Here is a 20,436-nt window from a genome sequence, read left to right as displayed (position 1 = left end):
ACATTTAATTGACAGGCTGCGCTCTGGTTTGCAGACTGTGAGAATGTATCAGAGGGCCGGGGACTGTATGGTCCATCTGTTGCATGTGGGGGGGAACGCGTAACTTGGTTCCTCATGGGTAGGTAATTGGTGGTAGAAAAATCTGATTCTCGCTTTGTGGCGACGAACGGCAAGGTTCAAGACGAAGACGGAATGGTGTGGCTGGCCGGGTTTGCGCTGGCATTTTTCGTGATTGCCTTGTGTTTCGTTAGTATGGGCTTCCTGCGGACCGACCTTAAACAGGCTGGCGCGGCGCGCCCCTCCTCTCCCTCCGTTTCTACGCCGGACATCTCCTCAACCTTCCAAGCAGCACAGAATTTTCAGGCCGGTCAGAATTTCCAGAACGGTCAGGCGCCCGCAGCATCTGCAAACGAGCCGCAACCCACCGGTATCACGGTGATTTCCCGCAGTGTCAGCGACATTCTCTCCGGCAAGTCCTCCCGCGCCGCACCCGACAGCGTCGATCCGGCGCAAGAAGCAACCTCGATCACGGCTGCTGCGGCACCGATCATACAGGATATCATGGCAGTCGCAGCCGCCAGCCTGCCGGTCGTGCCACGGCTCAAACCGGAGCAACCGCCAAGGATGGCCAGTGTTACGGCGACAGGCACCAAACGGATCGTGCCGACCCCCATCGACATGAACGCGACATGGCTGGCTGACAATATCCGCCTCGGCTTTGCCCACGCGAATGACTTCACCGGCGGCGCGACACCGATCTTCACCGCGTCAGAGCGGGAGGCTCCCCTGCCAGACACACCGGCAACAGGCAACATCGTCCGCCTCAGAAGCGGCGAAAGCTTGTCCGAGGCTCTGACGCGATTGCAGGTCCGCCCGGCCGATCAGGCCGCCGCCATCAACGCCCTGTCGCAGGAAACGGATGTACGGTCGCTGCGCCCCGGCACACAGATCGACGTTTCGCTCATCGATCCGCAACTGACCGTGTATCAGGAAGCCGCCTATATCGGCCAGCCGGAACTGGCGCCGGGCAAGGCCCTTCGCTCGCTCACGGTGCAGGTCAGCAATGACCGCCGGATCGAAGTCCAGCGCGACGCCGCTGCCCAGTTCACGGCCCGCACCATCCTGCCGCGTACGCAGAAGCGCTACGCCACCGTATCCGGCACGATCACCGACAGCCTGTTTGCCAGCGCCGCGCGCGAAGGCATGCCTCATGCCATCGCCGCCCGCCTGTCGAACATGTTCCTCTACGACATCGATTTCCAGCGCGAGATCCATTATGGCGATGAGTTCGAAGCCGTCTATGAAGTCTTCTATGACGACCAGGGCCGCGTCGTCGATTATGGCGACGTCCTGTATGGCCGGATGAGCTGGCGCGGCGGCAAGGACGAGCGCGGCTATTACCGCTTCGACGATGGCAATGACATCAGCTGGTTCGATGCCACCGGCGAGAGCGCCCGTCGGCTCCTGATGAAAACGCCGATCGAGGGCGCCCGGATCACCTCCTCCTTCGGCATGCGCAAGCATCCTGTCCTCGGCTATACGAAGGGCCACAAGGGGACCGACTTTGGCGCGTCCACCGGCACGCCGATCATGGCCGCCGGCGATGGCGTGATCGAACGCGCCGGGCCATTCTCCAGCTACGGCAATTACGTCAAGATCAAGCACTCGTCGGGCTATGAGACCGCCTATGCTCACCTGAACGGCTTTGCCAAGGGCATCAAGGCAGGCACACGGGTCCGCCAGGGCGATATCATCGGCTATGTCGGCTCGACCGGCCGTTCCACCGGTCCGCACCTGCATTACGAGGTTCTCTACAATGGCAGCCAGGTCAATCCGATGACCATCAAGGTTGCCGATGGCCGCAAACTCGATGGCAGCGACCATGAAGCCTTCACCAGCGAACGTGACTGGATCGAGGCGATGCGCGCCAAGGCCCGCCCCCTCACTCTGGCGTCGGCGCAGGCTGCTGGTCTCTGAAGTCCCTTTTTGAGCGGTCGTCCTGCGGGTCGTCTTCGCCGTTGCCGTTCATGGCCGCGGAGAGAGGCCGTTCATCGCGGCCCGCCAGTTTCGGCACAATCCTGTAACCGGCATAGACAAAGCAATAGGTTGAAAAGCCGATCAGGCCGATCCCCGTCACGAACAGGATGATGCGGCCGAAGGCCTGCCGCTCCAGTATCGTCAGAGCCTCTTCCAGCCCCGCTGCCTTGTCGGAATCGATCGTGACACCCGCCCAGATCAGCATCCCGGCAATCAGCAGCAGGACGACACCATGCGACATCAGACCGAAGCGGACATAGGGCATCAGCATCTCGGTCAGCTTTGTATCGCGGATCTTGTCTTTCCAGTTCGAGCGGCATGACTTGATCGCCAGATAGATCGCAACGGCACCGGTCGTCAGCCCGGCACCGATAACCAGCAGCCGGCCGCCCGGATAGTTCATCACCATCTCGCTGGAATCCTCTGCGCCATTGCCACCCCCTGACGAAACGCCGATGACGATCATCAGTGCGGTGTAGCCGAGCACGGCATGGGTCGCGCCGGACATGAACTGACCGACGCGATTGCCGATTCCGGCGGGGTCGTTGCCCTCGTCCTCGAGGTCGAGCAAGGCATCGAGCGCCCGCCAGATGGCATAGGTGAACAGCCCCGCCGCAACCGTGGCCAGCAAGAACTTGCCGAAAGGCTGGCGCGCCAGATAGGCCAGGGCACCGCCAGTGCCTTCGGCCTCGCCGCCATTGATGGCGGCAAAGGCTGCCAGGGCGCCGATGATCAGGTAAACCAGCCCTCGCGCGGCATAGCCGATGCGCATCGCCCAACCGAGGACCTGATTGTGGATTTTCATAATGTCTCGCTTTGTCAGGAGACAAATGCGGGACGGGGAAGTTCCAGATGGCCTTTATCCGGCCGATCTAGGTCTTGCCGGCATTCTTCATGTCATCGAGCACGGACTGAATATAGGAATCGAGATCGACATCACCGGAAACCTGCCCTTCCAGCCGTGTACGGACGAGATGGGGTAGCTCTTCCGGCTTGATACCGCCGCTTGCCGCGACCGTCGCCCGGATGATATTGCGGATCGCTTCTTCCTTGTCCGGCTGCCATTTCTTGTCGCTCATCGCACTCTCCTTTCCGGTCACTGTAATCGAAGGGCGGATGGTTGCCCACCCGCCCCGTTATCGGCGTCAGTTCAGCATGGTCGCGCTTGGTGGCTGGTCCGGACCTGGTATGCCGGACCCAAGCCCGTGCAGTTCCCGGCTGAGCAATGGCCGCCCGTTCAGCGTTAGCCCGTTAACGTCGACAGACAAGTGTAGCGCGTCGCCATCCTTGACTTCACCGGACAGGATCATCTCTGCGAGCGGGTCCTGGACCTTTTTCTGGATCACCCGTTTCAGCGGTCGTGCCCCGAAAGCCGGGTCATAGCCCGCCTCGCCGAGCCATTGCCGGGCGGCATCGTCCAGCGCCAGCGTGATCTTGCGATCCTCCAGCAGGGTCTTCAGGCGCGCCATCTGGATGTCGACGATCGACGCCATCTGGGTCCGCTGCAGGCGGTGGAACAGGATGATCTCGTCAAGCCGGTTGAGGAATTCCGGCCTGAACGCGGCCCGAACAGCATTCATCACATGGTCGCGCACGGCACCCGAATCCTGACCCTCCGGCTGGGCGGCAAGATACTCCGAACCCAGATTGGACGTCAGGATGATCAGCGTATTGCGGAAATCCACCGTGCGCCCCTGCCCGTCTGTCAGGCGGCCATCATCCAGCACCTGCAATAACACGTTGAACACATCCGGATGCGCCTTCTCGATCTCGTCGAACAGGATGACCTGATAAGGCCGCCTGCGGACGGTTTCGGTCAAGACGCCGCCTTCCTCGTAGCCGACATAACCGGGAGGCGCGCCGATCAGGCGGGAGACGGCGTGTTTTTCCATGAACTCCGACATGTCTATGCGGGCAATTGCCTGGTCGTCATCGAACAGGAAGCTTGCCAGCGCCTTGGTCAGTTCGGTCTTGCCGACGCCGGTCGGCCCGAGGAACAGGAACGAGCCCATCGGCCGGTTCGGGTCCTGCAGTCCCGCCCGCGCCCGGCGCACAGCGGCGGAAACCGCCCCGACCGCCTCGTCCTGGCCGATCACCCGGCCATGCAGCGCCTGTTCCATGGACAGGAGCTTCTCGCGCTCGCCTTCCAGCATCTTGTCCACCGGCACGCCGGTCCATTTGGACACGACGGCGGCAATATTCTCCGCATCCACCACTTCCTGAACCAGACTGTCCCGTTCACCGGCCTGTTCGGCGGCCTCCAGCTTTTTCTCAAGCTCCGGGATCGTGCCGTATTTCAGCTCCGACGCCCTGCCGAGATCACCCCGGCGTTCAGCATCGACCAGCTCCTGACGGGCTTTGTCGATCGCCTCCTTGACCTGGGTTGCCGAGGCCAGAGCCTGCTTTTCCGCAGACCAGCGCGCCGTCAACTCGGCGGAGTGCTGTTCGAGGTCGGACAATTCCTTTTCCAGCCGTTCCAGCCGGTCCTTGGAAGCCGTATCGCTTTCCTTCTTCAGGGCTTCGCGTTCGATCTTCATCTGGATGATCTGGCGGTCGAGCGCGTCCAGTTCCTCCGGCTTGGAATCGACCTCCATGCGCAGGCGAGCGGATGCCTCGTCGATGAGGTCGATTGCCTTGTCGGGCAGGAAACGGTCGGTGATATAGCGGTTCGACAGGGTCGCCGCCGCCACGATCGCCGTGTCGGAGATGCGCACGCCATGGTGCAGCTCGTATTTTTCCTTCAGGCCACGGAGGATCGAGATCGTATCGGCAACCGTCGGCTCGTCAACGAACACCGCCTGAAAGCGCCGGGCAAGCGCCGCGTCCTTCTCGACATATTTGCGGTATTCATCGAGCGTGGTCGCACCGACGCAGTGAAGCTCGCCACGCGCGAGCGCCGGTTTCAACAGGTTCGACGCATCCATCGCGCCATCGGCCTTGCCGGCACCGACCAGCGTGTGCATCTCGTCGATGAACAGGATGATCTGGCCGTCCGCCGAGGTCACCTCGTTGAGCACCGCCTTCAGCCGCTCCTCGAACTCGCCGCGATATTTCGCACCGGCGATGAGCGAGCCCATGTCGAGCGCGAGCAGGGATTTCTCCTTCAGGCTTTCGGGCACATCGCCATTGACGATCCTGAGGGCAAGACCCTCGGCGATTGCCGTTTTGCCGACACCGGGCTCACCGATCAGCACGGGATTGTTCTTGGTACGGCGCGACAGCACCTGCATCGCCCGGCGGATTTCCTCGTCGCGGCCGATGACCGGGTCGAGCTTGCCGTCACGCGCCGCCTCGGTCAGGTCGCGGGCGTATTTCTTCAGCGCATCATAGGACTGCTCGGCAGACGCATTGTCCGCCGTTCGGCCCTTGCGCAGCTCATTGACCGCGACATTGACCTTCTGCGGGTCGGCGCCGGCATTTTTCAGGATCTTCGCCGTCTCGCCCTCGAGGCCGAGCGCCATCAGGATGCGCTCCGTCGTGACGAAACTGTCGCCCGCCTTCTTCGCCATCTCCTCGGCCTTGGCGAAGGCTTTCGCCAGCGGTTGCGACAGGATCAGCTGCGCCCCACCGCCCTCGACCTTGGGCAACCGGTCGACCCGGTCATTGACCGCCTTCAGCGCCTCTTCCGGGCGCCCGCCGGCCTTGCGAATGAGATTGCCAGCAAGCCCTTCCGGGTCGTCGATCAGCGCCTTGAGCATATGCTCCGGCGTGATCTGCTGGTGGCTCTCGCGCAGCGCGATGGTCTGCGCAGCCTGGATGAGACCGCGAGCGCGGTCGGTATAGTTCTCGAAGTTCATGCTTGTGACCTCATGGTGAGCATCAATATGGAATGGGCATCCCGTCAGCGGCAATACCCGTGTGACTTGTAAATGGGGTCTGCCAGCGCCCCGTTCAAGGAATCGCCATGCTTGAAAAAGCGCCTCCCCCACCCGATATACGGAAAAGAGGAACGGGATGATTGACGAGCAACGCCTGCAGAAATTCTTTGCCTTGCGGCCAGCCATCAAGGATGTGCTGAAATGGCGTTCCGCCGGTCCGGTGCGCGATGCCGTCGCCCTCGCCGCCCTCGATCTCGACGGCGCCCCCGAAGAAATCGCCGCACGCCTGAGGGAGCCGGCGGACATCCTCAAGCAGAACCACAGCAAATTGCAGCTCTTGCGCCAGCCCGTGCGCTACGCGATCGCTGCGGTCCTGCTGCGCCAGAACATCGATCCATTGCTTCTGACACAGAGCATCGCCGACAGCCGCGAACGCTGGAAGCAAGTCGGCCTGCGCCGGGGCGCGCCCTATGAAGGGGCGTCCCACCTGATCCTCCATCTGGGCACGGACGGCAGCGAGCAACTGCCCTTCCTCAATGCACTGAAAAATGCCTTCGACGATCTCAACAGGCGCCGCTGGTGGCATGTCGGCGCCCGCACCCTGCCGCCGCTGGCGCTCGCCCTGCAATATCGCAGCGACGCGGCCTCCGCCGCTGACCAGATGTATGGCGCGATGGAAGAGGAAAAGGGCCTGCATGGCCGTCACACCATGGAGGCCGCCCTGATGGCGACCCTCTCACCCGGCTACCCTGCGGAAACGGCCCGCCAGATCGCCGCCCTGCGTGGCGCCCTGAAGGACCGCAAGATACCCGACGCCCCGGCCAACATCACCGGCCTTGCCTTCGCTAATCTGACCGATCCCGATCCGAATGATTTCGCCGATGCGGTCCAGGCCATGCGCGAGCGCTTCAAGCAGGAGAAGTTCGGCTCGACCAATCGCGCCCTCCTCGCCCTCGACTATGTGACGGCGGAACGGTTCCGCACCTCCGGCCTGCCACAGGCGAAGATCGCCCCGATCCTGATGGCGGTTCAGGCCTATCAGCTGGTCCTGCAGCAACAAGCCGCCATGGTGGCCGTCATTGCAGGCAGCGCGGCGACAACGGCGAACTGATATTCACGCAATCCCCTTCACGTGCTAGCGTCCTGACACAACAGGCGCAAAAGCGCCGAGCGGGAGGACCCCATGAAACTCATCTCTTTACTGGCGGGGGCACTGGCTACAGGCGCCCTCGCCTTTGGCGCCCCTGTCTTCGCCCAGGAAGACTATCCGTTCACGCCGGATTCACTGGTTCAGGAAGGCATCGCCCAAGGTGAGCTGACAGGCCCGTTCGAATTCCACAGCGACATCTTTCCCGGCACCGTCCGCCGCTACTGGGTCCATGTGCCCGCAGACTATGACGCGACAGAGCCGCCGAACCTGCTCGTCTTCCAGGATGGCCAGCGCGCGACCAACCCGAACGGCTCGCTGCGCATCCCGACCGTCCTCGACAATCTCATCGCCGCCGGTGACATCCCGCCCACCCTCGGCGTCTTCGTTACCCCCGGCAATCTGAGCGAGAGCTATCCCGACGATCTTGGCATGAGCAATCCCGACCATCGCTGGCAGGAATATGACCAGCTCGATGACGACTATGCCCGCATGCTGACGGAAGAATTGCTGCCCCACATTGCCGAGACTTACGCCTTCAGCGACGATCCTGCCCGCCGCCTAATCGGCGGCACCTCTTCCGGCGCCATCGCCGCCTTCACCGTCGGCTGGCACAGGCCGGAAGAGTTCGGCAACATCATCAGCTTCATCGGCAGCTATACCTCGATCGCCTATCGCCCGGAACTCGACCTCCCGCTGGAGCATGGCGGCAATATCTATCCCACCCTGATCCGCAAGCACGACATCCGCCCACTGACGATCTTCCTGCAGGACGGCGCCAACGACATCGACAATGAGCACGGCAACTGGTTCCTCGCCAACCAGCAGATGCTGGCGGCCCTGACCTATGCCAACCGTCTTGCCGACGAAACCGGCGACACCGGCCCGCGTTATGTCGTCGAGCATGAATGGGGCACAGGCGGCCACTCGGACCAGCATGGCGGCGCGATCCTGCCGGATGTATTGAGATGGTTCTGGGGGGAATAACAGCATGTCAGAACACAAAACGAAAAAAGAAACCGTTGCCGACGCACCTAATACCGTTGGCCTGGATGACGACCTTGATGGCATCGAATTGCTCGAGGCTATCGAGAGATGTTTCCGGATATCCTACCTGAACGAGGAAGCGGAAAAGATCATAACTGTCGGCGACCTGTATGATTCCGTATCGGAAAAACTGGCTGTGCTGGGAGGCGGCAATAAGTGTCACACCTCGATGGCCTTTTACCGGTTGCGCCGCTCCATGCCCGTTCGACCCGATACGCCAGCCATGACACCAACAACCAAGCTGGCTCACCTTTCGACGCATCATCCGCGCTCAACTTTCAAGCTGTTAAAGAACCGGACCGGCTTCGATCTGCCTGATCTGGCGCTGACCCTGCCGGGGAAGCTCTCTGTCCTTTTCATGATCGCCACCTTTTTGATCATCCCATGGCTTGGCCTGACAGGGATCGGCACACGAAACGTCATTGCCACAATGACTGGATTTTTTCTTGCTGCCCTGCCGCTACGCTGGATGGATCAGGGCCTTTACAAACAAGATACCCTTGGCGATTTGGCAAACGCTGTCGCGGAACGAAATTTCGGTCTGCTTGCCCAGATGGGCGGCAGGATTGATCATCAATCCGTGTGGGATGTAATTGTCGATATTGCCATCGATCATAGCAGTATCGACATCAGTCCTGACGAGATCACTCGCTCCACATACCTGCTGGAGTGTTCGCTGCCTAGAGCCGCTTGATTGCGACCGATTATAACCTGCCCCGACAGACAAACCGGCGTAGCAGGTTTCCGGCGGCATCAGAGGGTGTGCACAGCTTCGCATCGTCTGCCGCAGCGGTGTTTCGGGAAGAAGCGTTCGCCGGGCGGGAGGTTGGCCGGAACATCGGGCCCCTCGACCTGGTTCACCACCGCAGCGAAAGCTGACGGTGCTTTCAATGCTGCCTCCGTTGTCATCACGTCATCACCAAGGCCTTCCTTACCCTGATGAGGCCAAGCAAGTCGGAACCCCTATCGCACCCGCGCCGGAGCGAGCACGACGGCATTGGCCAGCAACAGGTTCAGCCCGTTCAGATAGGCGCGGGTCGTCGGGCTCTGGGTGAAGCCGATGACCAGCCCGTCGCCCTGGCGCTGCGCCATCACGAACGGCTTGTAGGCCAGCTGCGCGCGGTTCTCTTCCCACAGATAGCCGCTGAGCAGCATGTCATCTGCATTGGCGAACCGGAAGACATTGGTGCCGTCGCCATCGTTCAGCGGGCGATAGATGTCGGCGCCCGTCACCAGCACGTTGGCGCCGTCATAGCCCGCCGCCAGCCAGTGATCGGTGTTGGCGACGGCGCGCACGAGCACGCCCGGCACGTCCTCGGGCCGCGCCTCGGAGCTTCTGATCTGCGCTTCATAGTCGGCGTCGGATTGCAGGATCGTGCCCGGCGCACGGCTGCCGTCCTCGTCTTCTTCCTTCCACTTCTCCTCCTCGGGGGTGGCGGCATATTCAAGCCTGGTCGACAATAGTCCGTAGTCCTCGCTCGCCAGCATGCCGACGCTGCCCGAGATGGCGACGAGCACCCCGCCGCCGCGGACGAAATCCTTGATCGCATTGGCGCGCCCGATCTCGCCGGCAAGGCCGCCATACTGGTCGGGCAGGATCAGGACGTCGTAGCCTGACAGATCGGCCCGCGCGAGGCTCGATGCCCGGATCGGCGTGACCGGCAGGCCGAGATCGCGCTCGAGCACGAAGCGGGTGTTGCCGGCGGAGGTGGCATCCGTCCCTTCGCCCCACGCCATGGCGATGCGCGGCGCCTTCAGGACGGCGAAGGCGGCACTGCCGAAATTGGGGCCGTCCTCGACCCAGCTGTCTTCCATCGGCACCAGTTCCGCACCGATATTGTCGGCCATGGCACGCAACTGCGCGGCCATGTCGGCGGGATTGCCCGCCGCAGGAAATACCACGCTCCCGGCCGGGTAAACGCGACCATTCTTGGTGAATGGCTCGTCGGTCGTCCTGCCCTGCAGGCCGGCCCGCAGCGCCGCAATCACCAGGCGCGCCTGGCCGCTATCGTTCCACGGCACGATCTGCCCGTATGCCCCGCCCGATGCCGTCATCGATGGTACCGGGTCGTCGGCCGAAATCATGGTGGCAGATCCCAGCGCCACCTGGCTGCACTGGCGCGCCTCGATGCCATCCATCAGCGGCAGCGACCACGCCGTGACATCGTAGAGCTCGTGCCCGAGATCCCGCTCGCGGCGGCGTTCCTGTTCCTCGATGAAGTCAGGCGGCAGGCTCGTCGAGGGATTGAGCAAGGTGCGGATCAGGCGGCCCTGCGGCTGCGCCCCATCGACGATCAGCGCACCATCCTCATAGGCCTGACCGCAATGACGGCTGCCTGCCGGCGCACGCTGCACCTCGATGCCCTGTGCCACCAGCCGCCGGGCAAGGCGCTCGGCCTCATACCGGCCGCTCGACAGGTCGAGGACATGATAGCGGTCACTCGCGCCTTGGGCCGCGCTGATCGCCGACCGGCGATAGGCTCCGTAGTCGCGCAGGGAGTCGTTCTTGTTGCGCGCCACCGTCTCCAGCGTCGCCAGTGACGCAAGGACATTGTTCCGCACACCCTCGGCATAGGTCAGTTCGGTCCCGTCGCGCCGCTGCCAGACAAGGCCGCGCGGCGATGCCTGTTCGAAGGTCATGGCAACGGCCCCGTTCAGGGTCGGCCACATATCGCCATAGCCGGGATAGAAGGCATCATAGACTTCACGGGTGAAATACGGCACGCCGAAGCGGTCGAAGTAACGCGCCATGCTCTGGCCGAGACGGACCTGCGTCGCCCGCTGATCATCGGTGATATTGGGATTGAACGGATCAGCCGAGGGCGGGAAGAAATAGGTCGAATCCCCGCTCATCTCGTGGCTGTCGACATAGACGACAGGGTGCCACTCAAGCACGGCCGCGACCTTGCCCTGCGTCTCCGGCTGCGTCATGGCGAACCAGTCGCGGTTGAGATCGAACATGTAGTGATTATAGCGCCCGCGCGGCCATGGCTGGTCATGTTCCGCGGCATAGCGGTCGCCTTGCGGCTCGAGCCCGAGAGCAGAGGTAAAGCTCTGCACGAACCTGTTCCGCCCGTCCGGATTCTGGGCGGGGTCGATGATGACGATCGTATTGGCAAGAATGGTGTCGACCAGATCGTCATTATCGGCTGCAAGCAGGTGATACGCCATGAACACGCCGCTGTCCGGCGGCGTGATCTCGTCGCCATGGACGCCATAGGAGAGCCAGACGACGGCAGGTGTCTCTGCCAGTCGTTCATCTGAAAGCGCCTGCCCTGACGCCAGGGTCGACAGGTCCGCCTGGATTTCGTCGAGACGGTGCATGTTCTCCGGCGACGAGATGATCGCATAGGTCAGATCCCGCCCCTGCCAGGTCTCGCCATAGGAGCGAACCTCCATCCGGGACGGATCGGCGGCTTCCAGTGCCTGAAAATAGTCAACGATCTCGGATGGCGTGGTAAGATCCTCGCCATGGTCATGGCCGATCACCTGTTCCAGTGTCGGAATATCATCGCTGTACTCGGCGGATGGATAGGTCTGGCCGGCAGCCGTCGTGGCAATGGTCGCGGCAAGGGTCGTGGCAGTGGCCGCGCCGATGAGAGATTTGATCAGATGCATCTGGTACTCCAAGCTTTTCCGACGGCCTATCCTCACAAACGGCCCCCATGACCGAGACCGGTGCGCCGCCACCCCGTAAAGGAATCACCCTGTTTTTATGGAGTTTTTTGATGATCCGATAAAGCAAAACATGAAAACCTGCTTCAGGTAAAACGGTATTTCAGGAATTTCCGCCCCCCATGTCGCGACCGAAAATCGCGCGTCTGTTCCGCCCCGTGGCACAATTTGGCGTCCTTCTCCGGCCCGCTTGCGTGAACTCACCCGTGTGTTACGCCATTCCCATCACGACGCCAGATGAGGAAAGGTCCACGCGATGACGGAAACTGAATTCGGCCCGGTCTATGACAATGTGCTCGAGGGCATCGGCAGGACGCCGCTGGTCAAGGTCTCCACCATCGATACCGGCCCGTGCGAGCTCTATCTGAAGCTGGAGAGCCAGAACCCCGGGGGCTCGATCAAGGACCGCATCGGCATCGCGATGATCGAGGCGGCAGAGGCCGATGGCCGGCTCAAGCCCGGCGGCGCGATCGTCGAGGCAACGGCGGGCAATACCGGCCTCGCTCTCGCCCTCGTCGCCGCTCGCAAAGGCTATACGCTGACCATCGTCGTGCCCGACAAGATGGCGCAGGAAAAGATTTTTCACCTCAAGGCCCTTGGCGCCAAGGTGCAGCTGACCCGCTCCGACGTCGGTAAGGGGCATGCTGACTATTACCAGGACGTCGCCGCCCGCATCGCGGAAGAGACCGGCGCCTTCTACGTCAACCAGTTCGCCAATGAGGCGAACCCGAAGGCCCATGAGGAGCTCACCGGCCCGGAAATCTGGGGCCAGATGGACCATGATGTCGACGCGATCATCGCCGGTGTCGGCTCCGGCGGCACCATCACCGGCCTGTCGCGCTATTTCGCCCGCGTCTCGCCCAAGACCGAATGTATCCTCGCCGACCCGAAAGGCTCCATACTGACGGACTATGTCAATACCGGGCAGATCCCGAACGAGGTCGGCTCGTGGCTGGTCGAGGGCATTGGCGAGGATTTCATCCCCGACACCTGCGACCTGTCCAAGGTGCACACAGCCTATTCGATCACCGACGTGGAGAGTTTCGAGGCGGCGCGCGAGCTGCTGCGCAAGGAAGGCATTCTCGGCGGCTCGTCGTCGGGCACGCTATTCGCGACGGCGCTGAAATATTGCCGCGCGCAGACAGAAAAGAAGCGCGTCGTCGCCTTCGTCTGCGACCGCGGCGACAAATACCTGTCGAAAATGTTCAACGACCACTGGATGTACGACAATGGCTTCATCAAGCGCCCGCCCGCGAACGACCTGACCGACCTGATCTCGCGCCGTCATTCCGAACACGCGACGATCACCTGCAAGCCGGGCGACACGCTGATGCAGGCCTATGGCCGGATGAAGCTCTATGACATCTCTCAACTGCCGGTGCTCGACGATGGCAAGATCGTCGGCCTGCTCGACGAGGAAGATTTGCTGTTCTCCGTCGTGCGCGACAAGGACCGGTTCCGCTATCCGGTCTCCTCGGCCATGACCGACCGTGTCGAGACGATCGACGCCACCGCGCCGCAGGAGGATCTGTTGCCGATCTTCGCCAAGGGCCGCGTCGCCGTGGTGGTGAAGGATGGCACGTTCGAGGGACTGATCACCCGATCCGACCTCCTGTCCTATCTCCGCCTGCAGATTTCGTGATTGGGAGCCGATACATGACCGACAAGAAAAACCGCCCGTCTTTCGCCACCCGCGTCATCCATGCCGGTCAGTCTCCCGACCCGACGACCGGCGCGGTGATGCAGCCGATCTACCAGACCTCGACCTATGCCCAGGAGAGCCCCGGCAAGCACAAGGGCTTCGTCTATGCCCGCGGCCACAACCCGACGCGCTTTGCCTATGAGCGCTGTATCGCCGACCTCGAAAACGGCACCCGCGGCTTTGCCTTCGCCAGTGGCATGGGCGCGATCTCGACCATGCTGGAAATGTTTCCGGCGGGCAGCCACATCATCGCGACCGATGATGTCTATGGCGGCACCTTCCGCCTGTTCGAGCGGGTCCGGAAGGAGTCGGCCAATACCTCCTTCTCCTATGTCGATCTGACCAACCCGGAAAACCTGCGCGATGCGATCAGGCCGGAAACGAAGCTGGTCTGGATCGAGACGCCGACCAACCCGCTCCTGAAAGTCATCGATATCGAAGCGGTCGCGAAGATCGCCCGGGAGGCCGGCGTCACTGTCGGCGTCGACAACACGTTCGCCTCGCCCTATTGCCAGCGCCCGCTCGATCTTGGTGCCGACATCGTCATGCATTCGGCGACCAAGTTCCTCAATGGCCATTCCGATGTCGTTGCCGGCGTGCTGGTGGTCAAGGATGACGAACGCGCCGAGAAGCTCGCCTTCTTGCAGAACTCCGTCGGCGCACAGCTCGGCCCCCAGGATTCCTTCCTCGCCCTGCGCGGCCTCAAGACGCTTGCCCTGCGCATGGAACGCCACTGCCAGTCCGGCCAGCGCATCGCCGAATGGCTGGAGGCGCATCCGGCGGTCGAAAAGGTTCTGCATCCGGGGCTGGAGAGCCACCCGCAGCACGCCGTCGCCAAAAGGCAGATGGACGGCTTTGGCGGCATGATCACGATCTATCTCAAAGGCGGGCTCGAAGCCTCGCGCACCTTTCTCGAGCGTGTACGGATCTTTACCCTCGCGGAAAGCCTCGGCGGGGTCGAAAGCCTGATCGAACACCCGGCGATCATGACCCATGCCTCGATCCCGAAGGAACGGCGCGAGGAAATGGGCATTGCCGATGGCCTAGTGCGCATCTCCGTGGGCGTCGAGGATTGCGACGACCTGATCGGCGACCTCGAACAGGCGCTTGACGGTTTCTAGCCCTCGTGGGTCAGCGCGCTGGCCAGCTCAGGGCGAAGACCAACAAAAAGCCTCATCCTGAGGGGCCGCGAAGCGGCCACGAAGGACGAGGCTCGATACCTATTCCAGGCCCAGCGCCGCCTTCACGTCGCGCCAGTCGACGATCTTGAAGTTCTGGGTCGCGCCGCGATTGAACCCGTCCTGCGCGACCAGCACGCCTTCAGGATAGTCAGGCCCGAGCGGCGCGGAGCTGATGGCGATGCCGTCTGTTTCCTGTGCGCCGTCAATGCCGGTTTCCTCGCTGGCAGCAATGCGGAAGCGTCCGCGGAAATTGTTATCCCCGTCGAGGTCATAGACCGCATAAGAGTCATTGCCCTGGGAGGAGATGACGAGATAGCTCGCCGCATCGGATTTATACAGCGCCACGCCTTCGACATCGCCGGTGATCCCGGTCGCGCCGTCGATTTCGTCGATCAGCACCGGCGGCGTATATTTCAGGCCGTCGATCGAGGATGCAACCGACGTCTTCCATACGCCGCGCATCTCCTCGCCGATATAGAGCGTGTCCGTCGCATCATCGACGACACAGCCTTCCAGCTGGGTGTCGAACTTGATCCGGCCGATGCGCTCCTGCAGCGTCTCATTACCATTGGCGGAGAGAAGCTTGTGGGCATCGACCTCCCCGGTCTTGTAGGTGATGAAGACGATCAGGTCCCTGCCCACCTGCCCCATGCACATGCCATAGGGTTCGGGCAGTTCCGCCGCGAAAGAACCGAAGACATTGGCGCCTTCCCCGTCGACCGTGAACAGGGTCACACTGTCATCAGTCCGGTTGGTCGCCGCCGCAAGGTCGCCTTCCCACAGGCCGACGGTGACGCCCTGGCGCAGATCGACATTGTTCAGCCGGCCGGCAGGAATGAATTGCTGGATAGCGCCGGACAGGGTGTAGATGCCGAGACCGGCCTGCTTGTCCGTGCCCAGAATATAGCTGGAGGCAGGATCGGAAGCGTTGATCCAGATCGCCGGATCGTCCGCCGCGTCATCGGTCGATTCCACCGGCACGGTTTCCGCCTTGGCATAAACGACAGGCACACTGGCCGCATCATCATAGACCAGTGCGTCCATATCCGTGGCGCAGGCGGACAGGAGGGCGAGGCAGCTGATCCCGAAAAATCTCTTCATAATCATCTCTCCAAAATTATCAGGGCGCGTCCCATACTGGTGACGCGCCCATTTAAGAGGGTAGTGTGGCTCAAAAGTAAAGGCCGGAGGGAGGTCCGGCCCTTACTCCCCCCACCTAGACCTGAAAGTCAGCCCCCATCGTGACCGTGCAGGCTCCGCTCGCTTCCGCGCGCTGGATCTCGTTTCCCGGTACCAGAGCGCCCGGAAGAGCAACGGTCTGATTCATGAAAATGCCCTGCGATTGAACCACAATACAGGGGCTATTGCGCCGGTATTGTTACACCGGATTGACACTTGCGTGACGCTTTCGCCTCAAAAGCGTCCGGCGTGCATTTTTTCGCTGGGCCGCACAAAAATTATTGCCCAACGGTTACGCGTCGGCGACTTCCTGCCGAACCGGCACGATCGTCACGCTCTCGCCGCAACCGCAGGCATCGGTCTGGTTGGGATTGTTGAAGACGAATCTCGCCGACAATTTCTCGACCTGATAGTCGATTTCCGTGCCAAGCAGGAACAGGATCGCCTTCGGGTCGATATAGACGGTGATGCCGTTTTCCTCGACAACTTCTTCCAGCGGCTCCGGTGCCTCGGCATAGGCCATCGTGTATTCCATGCCGGCACAGCCGCCGTTTTTCACGCCGATGCGCACGCCGGTATAGGTCTCCGCCGCCTGATCCATGATCTCGCGCATCCGCCCGGCGGCGGCATCTGTCAGCGTCACGGCTTTTTTCTTGATACGTGCCATTTACATGAATCCCAGTTCCAGTTTCGCTTCGTCCGACATCCGGTCCGGCGTCCAGGGCGGATCGAACACCATGTTGACCTTGGTCCTGTTCACGCCCTCGACATCGGTGACGGCGTTCTCGACCCAGATCGGCATTTCGCCTGCCACGGGGCAGCCCGGCGCAGTCAGGGTCATCTCGACCTCAACATTACCGTCGTCGAAGTCCACCTTATAGATGAGGCCCAGCTCATAGATATCAACCGGTATCTCCGGATCGTAGACGGTCTTCAGCGCCTTGACGATCTCTGTCGTGATCTTGTCGATCTCGTCCTGGCTCATCTCCTTGCCCGACCCAGACAGGGCTGCGCCTTCCGCCGGTATATCGGTGACGGCAGGCTCGGCCGGTTTCTTCAGGTCGATCATGTCGTGCGTGTCGCTCATGCGAATAACTCCTGCGCCTTGTGCAGCGCCTTGACGAATTGGTCGATGTCTTCGTGTGTGTTGTAGGCGGCAAAACTCGCCCGGCCCGTCGCCGTCACGCCCAGGCGGCGCATCAGCGGCTGGCAGCAATGGTGCCCGGCGCGGATCGCAACGCCCTGCCGGTCGAGCACGGTTGAAACATCATGTGGGTGTGCACCATTGAGATTGAAAGCGATGACCGGGCCCTTGTCTTTCGCGCGGCCATAAAGGTTAATCCAGTTGAGGCCGGTCAGCGCCTCCATGGCGTGATCGGTCAGCGCCCGCTCATGCGCCCGCAGACCGTCCATGTCCTGCTCCATCATCCAGTCGAGCGCGGCGCCCAGCGCGATCGCCTCGGTGATCGGCGGCGTGCCCGCCTCGAACCGGTGCGGCGGATCATTATAGGTGACCTCGTCCATGCTGACCGTGTCGATCATCTCGCCGCCGCCCTTGAATGGCGGCATGGTCGCCAGAACGTCCTTGCGCCCGTAAAGCGCCCCGATGCCGTTCGGGCCATAGATCTTGTGCCCGGTCAGGACATAGAAATCGACGCCCAGCGCCTGCACGTCCACCGGTCCGTGTACGGCATGCTGGCAGCCATCGGTCAGGAACAGGACGCCACGCTCATGGGCGATGGCGGCCATTTCCCTGATCGGCGGCACGACACCCAGCACGTTGGACAGGCCGGTGATCGAGACGATCTTGGTTCGGTCGGTGAACAGCGCCCGGTAGGCGTCCAGGTCGATATGGCCGTCATCGTCGACATCGACCCATTTGATCACCGCGCCCTTGCGCTCGCGCAGCAAGTGCCAGGGCACGATATTGGAATGGTGCTCCATGACGGAAAGGATGATCTCGTCGCCCTCGCCGATCTGCGACACGCCGAGCGACTGCGCGACAAGGTTCATCGCGTCGGTCCCCCCGGCGGTGAACACGATCTCGTCGCGGTCCGCGGCGTTCAGATATTTGGCGACGCTGTCGCGCGCCTTCTCGTAATCCGCCGTTGCCTTGTTCGACAGGTAGTGCAGCCCGCGATGGACATTGGCATAGCCGCCGGTGAGAACCTCGTTGATCCGGTCAATGACGATCTGCGGCTTCTGCACCGAGGCAGCATTGTCGAGATAGGCGAGCGACTTGCCATATATCTCCGTATTCAGGATCGGGAACTGCTCGCGGAAGGATGTTGCGTCAAAACTCATGCTGATACCTCCCTGCGCCCAACAATCCATTTCATGATGATCAGCGCAGCCGCAACATCACAAATGACGGCAACTAGCCCGATGATGAATATCAGATTCAGCGGATCACCAGCAGCAATATCGGATGCAGTTATCAGTACGGCGATGATCATCAGAACCAGATACAGGACCGCCGCGATGACACTGCGCAGACGTGAGACGGCAAAGGCCAAAGCCAGGCCGATCAGCGGGCCAATGAAAAGCTTGGTCAGCGCGATGGCCGTATCATTTACGGCAAAACTGGATTCCGCCTGGAGCAGGCTTTGTGCGATGGTAAGCACAAAGGACACGACGACCAGCCCTTCGAACAGGGTACGGGTACCGGGGGTGACTCCTCGCATCTTCATGATTGAGCCTCCAGCCATGTCTCGATCAGCACCATCAGACGGGCCTTCACGTCCTCGTTGGAGATATGCCCGAACGCCTCGACGACGAAGGCCTGCACCAGCATGGCGCGGGCCTGTGCCTCGGACAGGCCGCGCTGGCGCATGTAGAACAGCGCCTCGGTGTCGAGCGCCCCGGCGGTATTGCCGTGGGCGCACTGGACATCGTCAGCATAGATCATCAGTTCCGGCTTGGCATCGACCTCCGCCTCGTCCGACAACAGCAGCGCATTATGCGCCATGCGGGCATCGGTCTTCTGCGCGTCCCTGGCGACATAGAACCGGCCCTGGAACACGCCGCGCCCCTTGTCGGCGAGCACACCCTTGTACAGCTCCTCGGTCACACAGCCGGGCACGGTGTGGCCGACATCCGTGGTATTATCGAGATGGCGTCTGCCGGAGAGGAGGTATGCGCCATTCAGCACGGCGCGGGCGCCCTCGCCCTCATGCAGCACTTGCGTTTCCAGCCGGCAAAGCTTCGAGCCGAAGCCGAGCGTGCCTTGCGTGAAATTCGCGCCCGCCGCCAGATTGGCCATCGCAAAATGAACCTGCACGGCGTCATCATGCGCCTGCTGAAGGATCAGCCTTTCAAGGCTTGCGCCCTTGGCCAGTCTGAAGCGCATCACGCCATTGGCGAACCATGCGCCATCGCTGCCTTCGAGGCTCTCGACAATACTCGCCTCGGCGCCCTCCTCCAGCACGACCTGCACGCTGGTATGGTGCATGCCGCTGCCTTCTGAAAGGAAGCGCAGGTGGATCGGGCGGTCGAGCTTGCCCGACACGGTCAGCACATAGGTCGCCTCGGCCTTTTCCGTCGCGATATTCGGCAGATTTTCCCTGAACAGCGGATAGTCGCCGCCACGCGACAGCGTCAGCCCTTCAGGCAGACCTGCGGGAGCCTGGCTCAAATGGCCATTGGCGAACAGAAACTCGATCGGCTGGTCCAGCGACAGCAGTGGTGCGCGGGACGAAACCGACTGCACCGAGGACTGCTTTTCCTCACGCAGGGCGGCGCGAACATCGGTCCATTTCCAGCGCTCGTCGCGGCGCGACGGCAGGCCGGTACCGGACAGGATCGCGCCCGCCTCGCTGCCCTCAGCTGGCATCGACGCGATCAGCGCTTTCTCGAATTCCGTGAACTGGTGGTTTGGTCTCATGATTTATGCGGCACTCTGAATATATTTGTCATAGCCATGCTCTTCGAGCTCGCGGGCGATCTCCGGCCCGCCGCTTTCCACGATGCGGCCATCCGCGAGCACATGCACGCGGTCCGGCTTCACATAGTCGAGCAGGCGCTGATAGTGGGTGATGACGAGGAACCCGCGATCCGGTCCGCGCATCTCGTTGACGACCTCGCCGACCATTTTCAGCGCGTCGATATCGAGGCCGGAATCCGTCTCGTCGAGAATGCCGAAGCGCGGCTCCAGCATCGCCATCTGCAGCATTTCCATGCGCTTCTTCTCGCCGCCGGAAAAGCCGACATTGAACGGGCGCTTCAGCTTCTCGTCGGACAAGCCGACGATCTTCGCCTTCTCGCGGATCGCGCGCAGGAAGTCTGCCGCGGTCACTTCATTCTCACCCCGCGCCTTGCGCTGGGCGTTGAGGGCAGTGCGGATGAAGCTCATCGTCGCGACACCCGGGATTTCCAGCGGATGCTGGAACGACAGGAACAGACCCTTGGCCGCCCGCTCATTCGGGTCCATCTCCAGAAGGCTGTCGCCATCGAGGGTGATGTCGCCTTGGGTGACCTCATAATCCTCGCGACCGGTAATGGCATAGGACAGGGTCGACTTGCCGGAACCATTCGGCCCCATGATGGCATGAACCTCGCCCGCGGGAACCTCCAGCGACAGCCCTTTCAGGATTTCCGTCTCCTGGACGGTGATGTGTAAATCGTCAATTTTCAGCATATTGAATCTCTATT

General features: G+C 61.9%; 17 protein-coding genes. 6 read left to right on the top strand and 11 right to left on the bottom strand.

Translation table 11 applies throughout. The annotated features are described in order from the left end of the window. Positions 1–192 precede the first annotated feature (192 nt). Positions 193–1,977: a M23 family metallopeptidase gene (locus IEV88_RS04420; RefSeq protein ID WP_188160059.1), complete on the top strand. Its 1,785-nt coding sequence runs from the start codon at positions 193–195 to the stop codon at positions 1,975–1,977. Here the strand turns inward: IEV88_RS04420 and IEV88_RS04415 are convergent. The 3 genes from IEV88_RS04415 to clpB form a co-directional block, all read right to left on the bottom strand. Further along, on the bottom strand, positions 1,943–2,842 hold the full coding sequence (locus IEV88_RS04415) for a DUF1206 domain-containing protein (RefSeq protein WP_188160058.1): 900 nt from the start codon (positions 2,840–2,842) through the stop codon (positions 1,943–1,945). The two genes, IEV88_RS04420 and IEV88_RS04415, sit on opposite strands and share 35 nt — an antisense overlap. A gap of 67 nt (positions 2,843–2,909) precedes the next feature. Then, positions 2,910–3,116: a hypothetical protein gene (locus tag IEV88_RS04410; protein ID WP_188160057.1), complete on the bottom strand. Its 207-nt coding sequence runs from the start codon at positions 3,114–3,116 to the stop codon at positions 2,910–2,912. 66 nt (positions 3,117–3,182) lie between these two features. Next, complete coding sequence (gene clpB, locus IEV88_RS04405; RefSeq protein WP_188160056.1) at positions 3,183–5,834, bottom strand: ATP-dependent chaperone ClpB; 2,652 nt, start codon at positions 5,832–5,834, stop codon at positions 3,183–3,185. 157 nt (positions 5,835–5,991) lie between these two features. On the opposite strand from clpB, the gene IEV88_RS04400 reads away from it, so the two are divergent. From IEV88_RS04400 to IEV88_RS04390, 3 genes are all read left to right on the top strand, one after another. After that, positions 5,992–6,966 carry a hypothetical protein gene (locus tag IEV88_RS04400; protein WP_188160055.1) on the top strand — a complete coding sequence of 325 codons (975 nt, stop codon included), beginning with the start codon at positions 5,992–5,994 and terminating at the stop codon, positions 6,964–6,966. A gap of 72 nt (positions 6,967–7,038) precedes the next feature. Further along, positions 7,039–7,989 carry an alpha/beta hydrolase gene (locus IEV88_RS04395; protein WP_188160054.1) on the top strand — a complete coding sequence of 317 codons (951 nt, stop codon included), beginning with the start codon at positions 7,039–7,041 and terminating at the stop codon, positions 7,987–7,989. A gap of 4 nt (positions 7,990–7,993) precedes the next feature. Beyond that, positions 7,994–8,743, top strand: coding sequence for an acyl carrier protein (locus tag IEV88_RS04390; RefSeq protein WP_188160053.1), 750 nt, complete (start codon positions 7,994–7,996; stop codon positions 8,741–8,743). 269 nt (positions 8,744–9,012) lie between these two features. Here IEV88_RS04390 and IEV88_RS04385 read toward each other — a convergent pair whose 3' ends face one another. Further along, positions 9,013–11,667: a M14 family metallopeptidase gene (locus tag IEV88_RS04385; protein ID WP_194420199.1), complete on the bottom strand. Its 2,655-nt coding sequence runs from the start codon at positions 11,665–11,667 to the stop codon at positions 9,013–9,015. 313 nt (positions 11,668–11,980) lie between these two features. Between IEV88_RS04385 and IEV88_RS04380 the strand changes: the two genes are divergently transcribed. Together IEV88_RS04380 and IEV88_RS04375 are read left to right on the top strand one after the other, a co-directional pair. Further along, positions 11,981–13,366, top strand: a complete 1,386-nt coding sequence (locus IEV88_RS04380; RefSeq protein WP_188160052.1) for a pyridoxal-phosphate dependent enzyme — start codon at positions 11,981–11,983, stop codon at positions 13,364–13,366. 14 nt (positions 13,367–13,380) lie between these two features. Next, positions 13,381–14,547, top strand: coding sequence for a cystathionine gamma-synthase (locus IEV88_RS04375; RefSeq protein WP_188160051.1), 1,167 nt, complete (start codon positions 13,381–13,383; stop codon positions 14,545–14,547). Positions 14,548–14,646: 99 nt separating this feature from the next. On the opposite strand, the gene IEV88_RS04370 is transcribed toward IEV88_RS04375, so the two are convergent. The 7 genes from IEV88_RS04370 to sufC all read right to left on the bottom strand — a co-directional run bounded on the left by IEV88_RS04370 (position 14,647) and on the right by sufC (position 20,422). Beyond that, complete coding sequence (locus tag IEV88_RS04370; protein ID WP_188160050.1) at positions 14,647–15,708, bottom strand: phytase; 1,062 nt, start codon at positions 15,706–15,708, stop codon at positions 14,647–14,649. Between the two features lie 370 nt (positions 15,709–16,078). After that, entirely contained in the window at positions 16,079–16,453 is a 375-nt protein-coding gene (locus IEV88_RS04365) for a HesB/IscA family protein (RefSeq protein WP_188160049.1), read from the bottom strand. Next, on the bottom strand, positions 16,454–16,873 hold the full coding sequence (locus tag IEV88_RS04360; protein ID WP_188160048.1) for an SUF system Fe-S cluster assembly protein: 420 nt from the start codon (positions 16,871–16,873) through the stop codon (positions 16,454–16,456). After that, a complete protein-coding gene (locus tag IEV88_RS04355) occupies positions 16,870–18,090 on the bottom strand; it encodes a cysteine desulfurase (protein WP_188160047.1) in 1,221 nt (406 codons plus the stop codon). Before IEV88_RS04355 ends, IEV88_RS04360 begins: the two co-directional genes overlap by 4 nt. Beyond that, positions 18,087–18,476, bottom strand: coding sequence for a hypothetical protein (locus IEV88_RS04350; RefSeq protein ID WP_188160046.1), 390 nt, complete (start codon positions 18,474–18,476; stop codon positions 18,087–18,089). Before IEV88_RS04350 ends, IEV88_RS04355 begins: the two co-directional genes overlap by 4 nt. Beyond that, positions 18,473–19,669, bottom strand: coding sequence for a Fe-S cluster assembly protein SufD (gene sufD, locus IEV88_RS04345; protein WP_188160045.1), 1,197 nt, complete (start codon positions 19,667–19,669; stop codon positions 18,473–18,475). The genes IEV88_RS04350 and sufD overlap by 4 nt, the downstream gene beginning before the upstream one ends. A gap of 3 nt (positions 19,670–19,672) precedes the next feature. After that, positions 19,673–20,422: a Fe-S cluster assembly ATPase SufC gene (sufC, locus tag IEV88_RS04340; RefSeq protein ID WP_188160044.1), complete on the bottom strand. Its 750-nt coding sequence runs from the start codon at positions 20,420–20,422 to the stop codon at positions 19,673–19,675. Between the last annotated feature and the right edge of the window lie 14 nt (positions 20,423–20,436).

The organism is Aquisalinus flavus, from assembly GCF_014640095.1.
Classification (GTDB): domain Bacteria; phylum Pseudomonadota; class Alphaproteobacteria; order Caulobacterales; family Parvularculaceae; genus Aquisalinus; species Aquisalinus flavus.
This window is presented reverse-complemented; position numbering and strand designations above follow the sequence as displayed.

Coding starts and splice junctions, on each gene's coding strand:
- IEV88_RS04400 (WP_188160055.1), top strand. CDS start 5,992: ATGATTGACGAGCAACGCCTGCAGAAATTCTTTGCCTTGCGGCCAGCC.
- IEV88_RS04355 (WP_188160047.1), bottom strand. CDS start 18,090: ATGAGTTTTGACGCAACATCCTTCCGCGAGCAGTTCCCGATCCTGAAT.
- IEV88_RS04415 (WP_188160058.1), bottom strand. CDS start 2,842: ATGAAAATCCACAATCAGGTCCTCGGTTGGGCGATGCGCATCGGCTAT.
- IEV88_RS04350 (WP_188160046.1), bottom strand. CDS start 18,476: ATGAAGATGCGAGGAGTCACCCCCGGTACCCGTACCCTGTTCGAAGGG.
- IEV88_RS04385 (WP_194420199.1), bottom strand. CDS start 11,667: ATGCATCTGATCAAATCTCTCATCGGCGCGGCCACTGCCACGACCCTT.
- IEV88_RS04370 (WP_188160050.1), bottom strand. CDS start 15,708: ATGAAGAGATTTTTCGGGATCAGCTGCCTCGCCCTCCTGTCCGCCTGC.
- IEV88_RS04395 (WP_188160054.1), top strand. CDS start 7,039: ATGAAACTCATCTCTTTACTGGCGGGGGCACTGGCTACAGGCGCCCTC.
- sufC (WP_188160044.1), bottom strand. CDS start 20,422: ATGCTGAAAATTGACGATTTACACATCACCGTCCAGGAGACGGAAATC.
- IEV88_RS04365 (WP_188160049.1), bottom strand. CDS start 16,453: ATGGCACGTATCAAGAAAAAAGCCGTGACGCTGACAGATGCCGCCGCC.
- IEV88_RS04380 (WP_188160052.1), top strand. CDS start 11,981: ATGACGGAAACTGAATTCGGCCCGGTCTATGACAATGTGCTCGAGGGC.
- sufD (WP_188160045.1), bottom strand. CDS start 19,669: ATGAGACCAAACCACCAGTTCACGGAATTCGAGAAAGCGCTGATCGCG.
- IEV88_RS04420 (WP_188160059.1), top strand. CDS start 193: ATGGTGTGGCTGGCCGGGTTTGCGCTGGCATTTTTCGTGATTGCCTTG.
- IEV88_RS04360 (WP_188160048.1), bottom strand. CDS start 16,873: ATGAGCGACACGCACGACATGATCGACCTGAAGAAACCGGCCGAGCCT.
- IEV88_RS04375 (WP_188160051.1), top strand. CDS start 13,381: ATGACCGACAAGAAAAACCGCCCGTCTTTCGCCACCCGCGTCATCCAT.
- IEV88_RS04390 (WP_188160053.1), top strand. CDS start 7,994: ATGTCAGAACACAAAACGAAAAAAGAAACCGTTGCCGACGCACCTAAT.
- IEV88_RS04410 (WP_188160057.1), bottom strand. CDS start 3,116: ATGAGCGACAAGAAATGGCAGCCGGACAAGGAAGAAGCGATCCGCAAT.
- clpB (WP_188160056.1), bottom strand. CDS start 5,834: ATGAACTTCGAGAACTATACCGACCGCGCTCGCGGTCTCATCCAGGCT.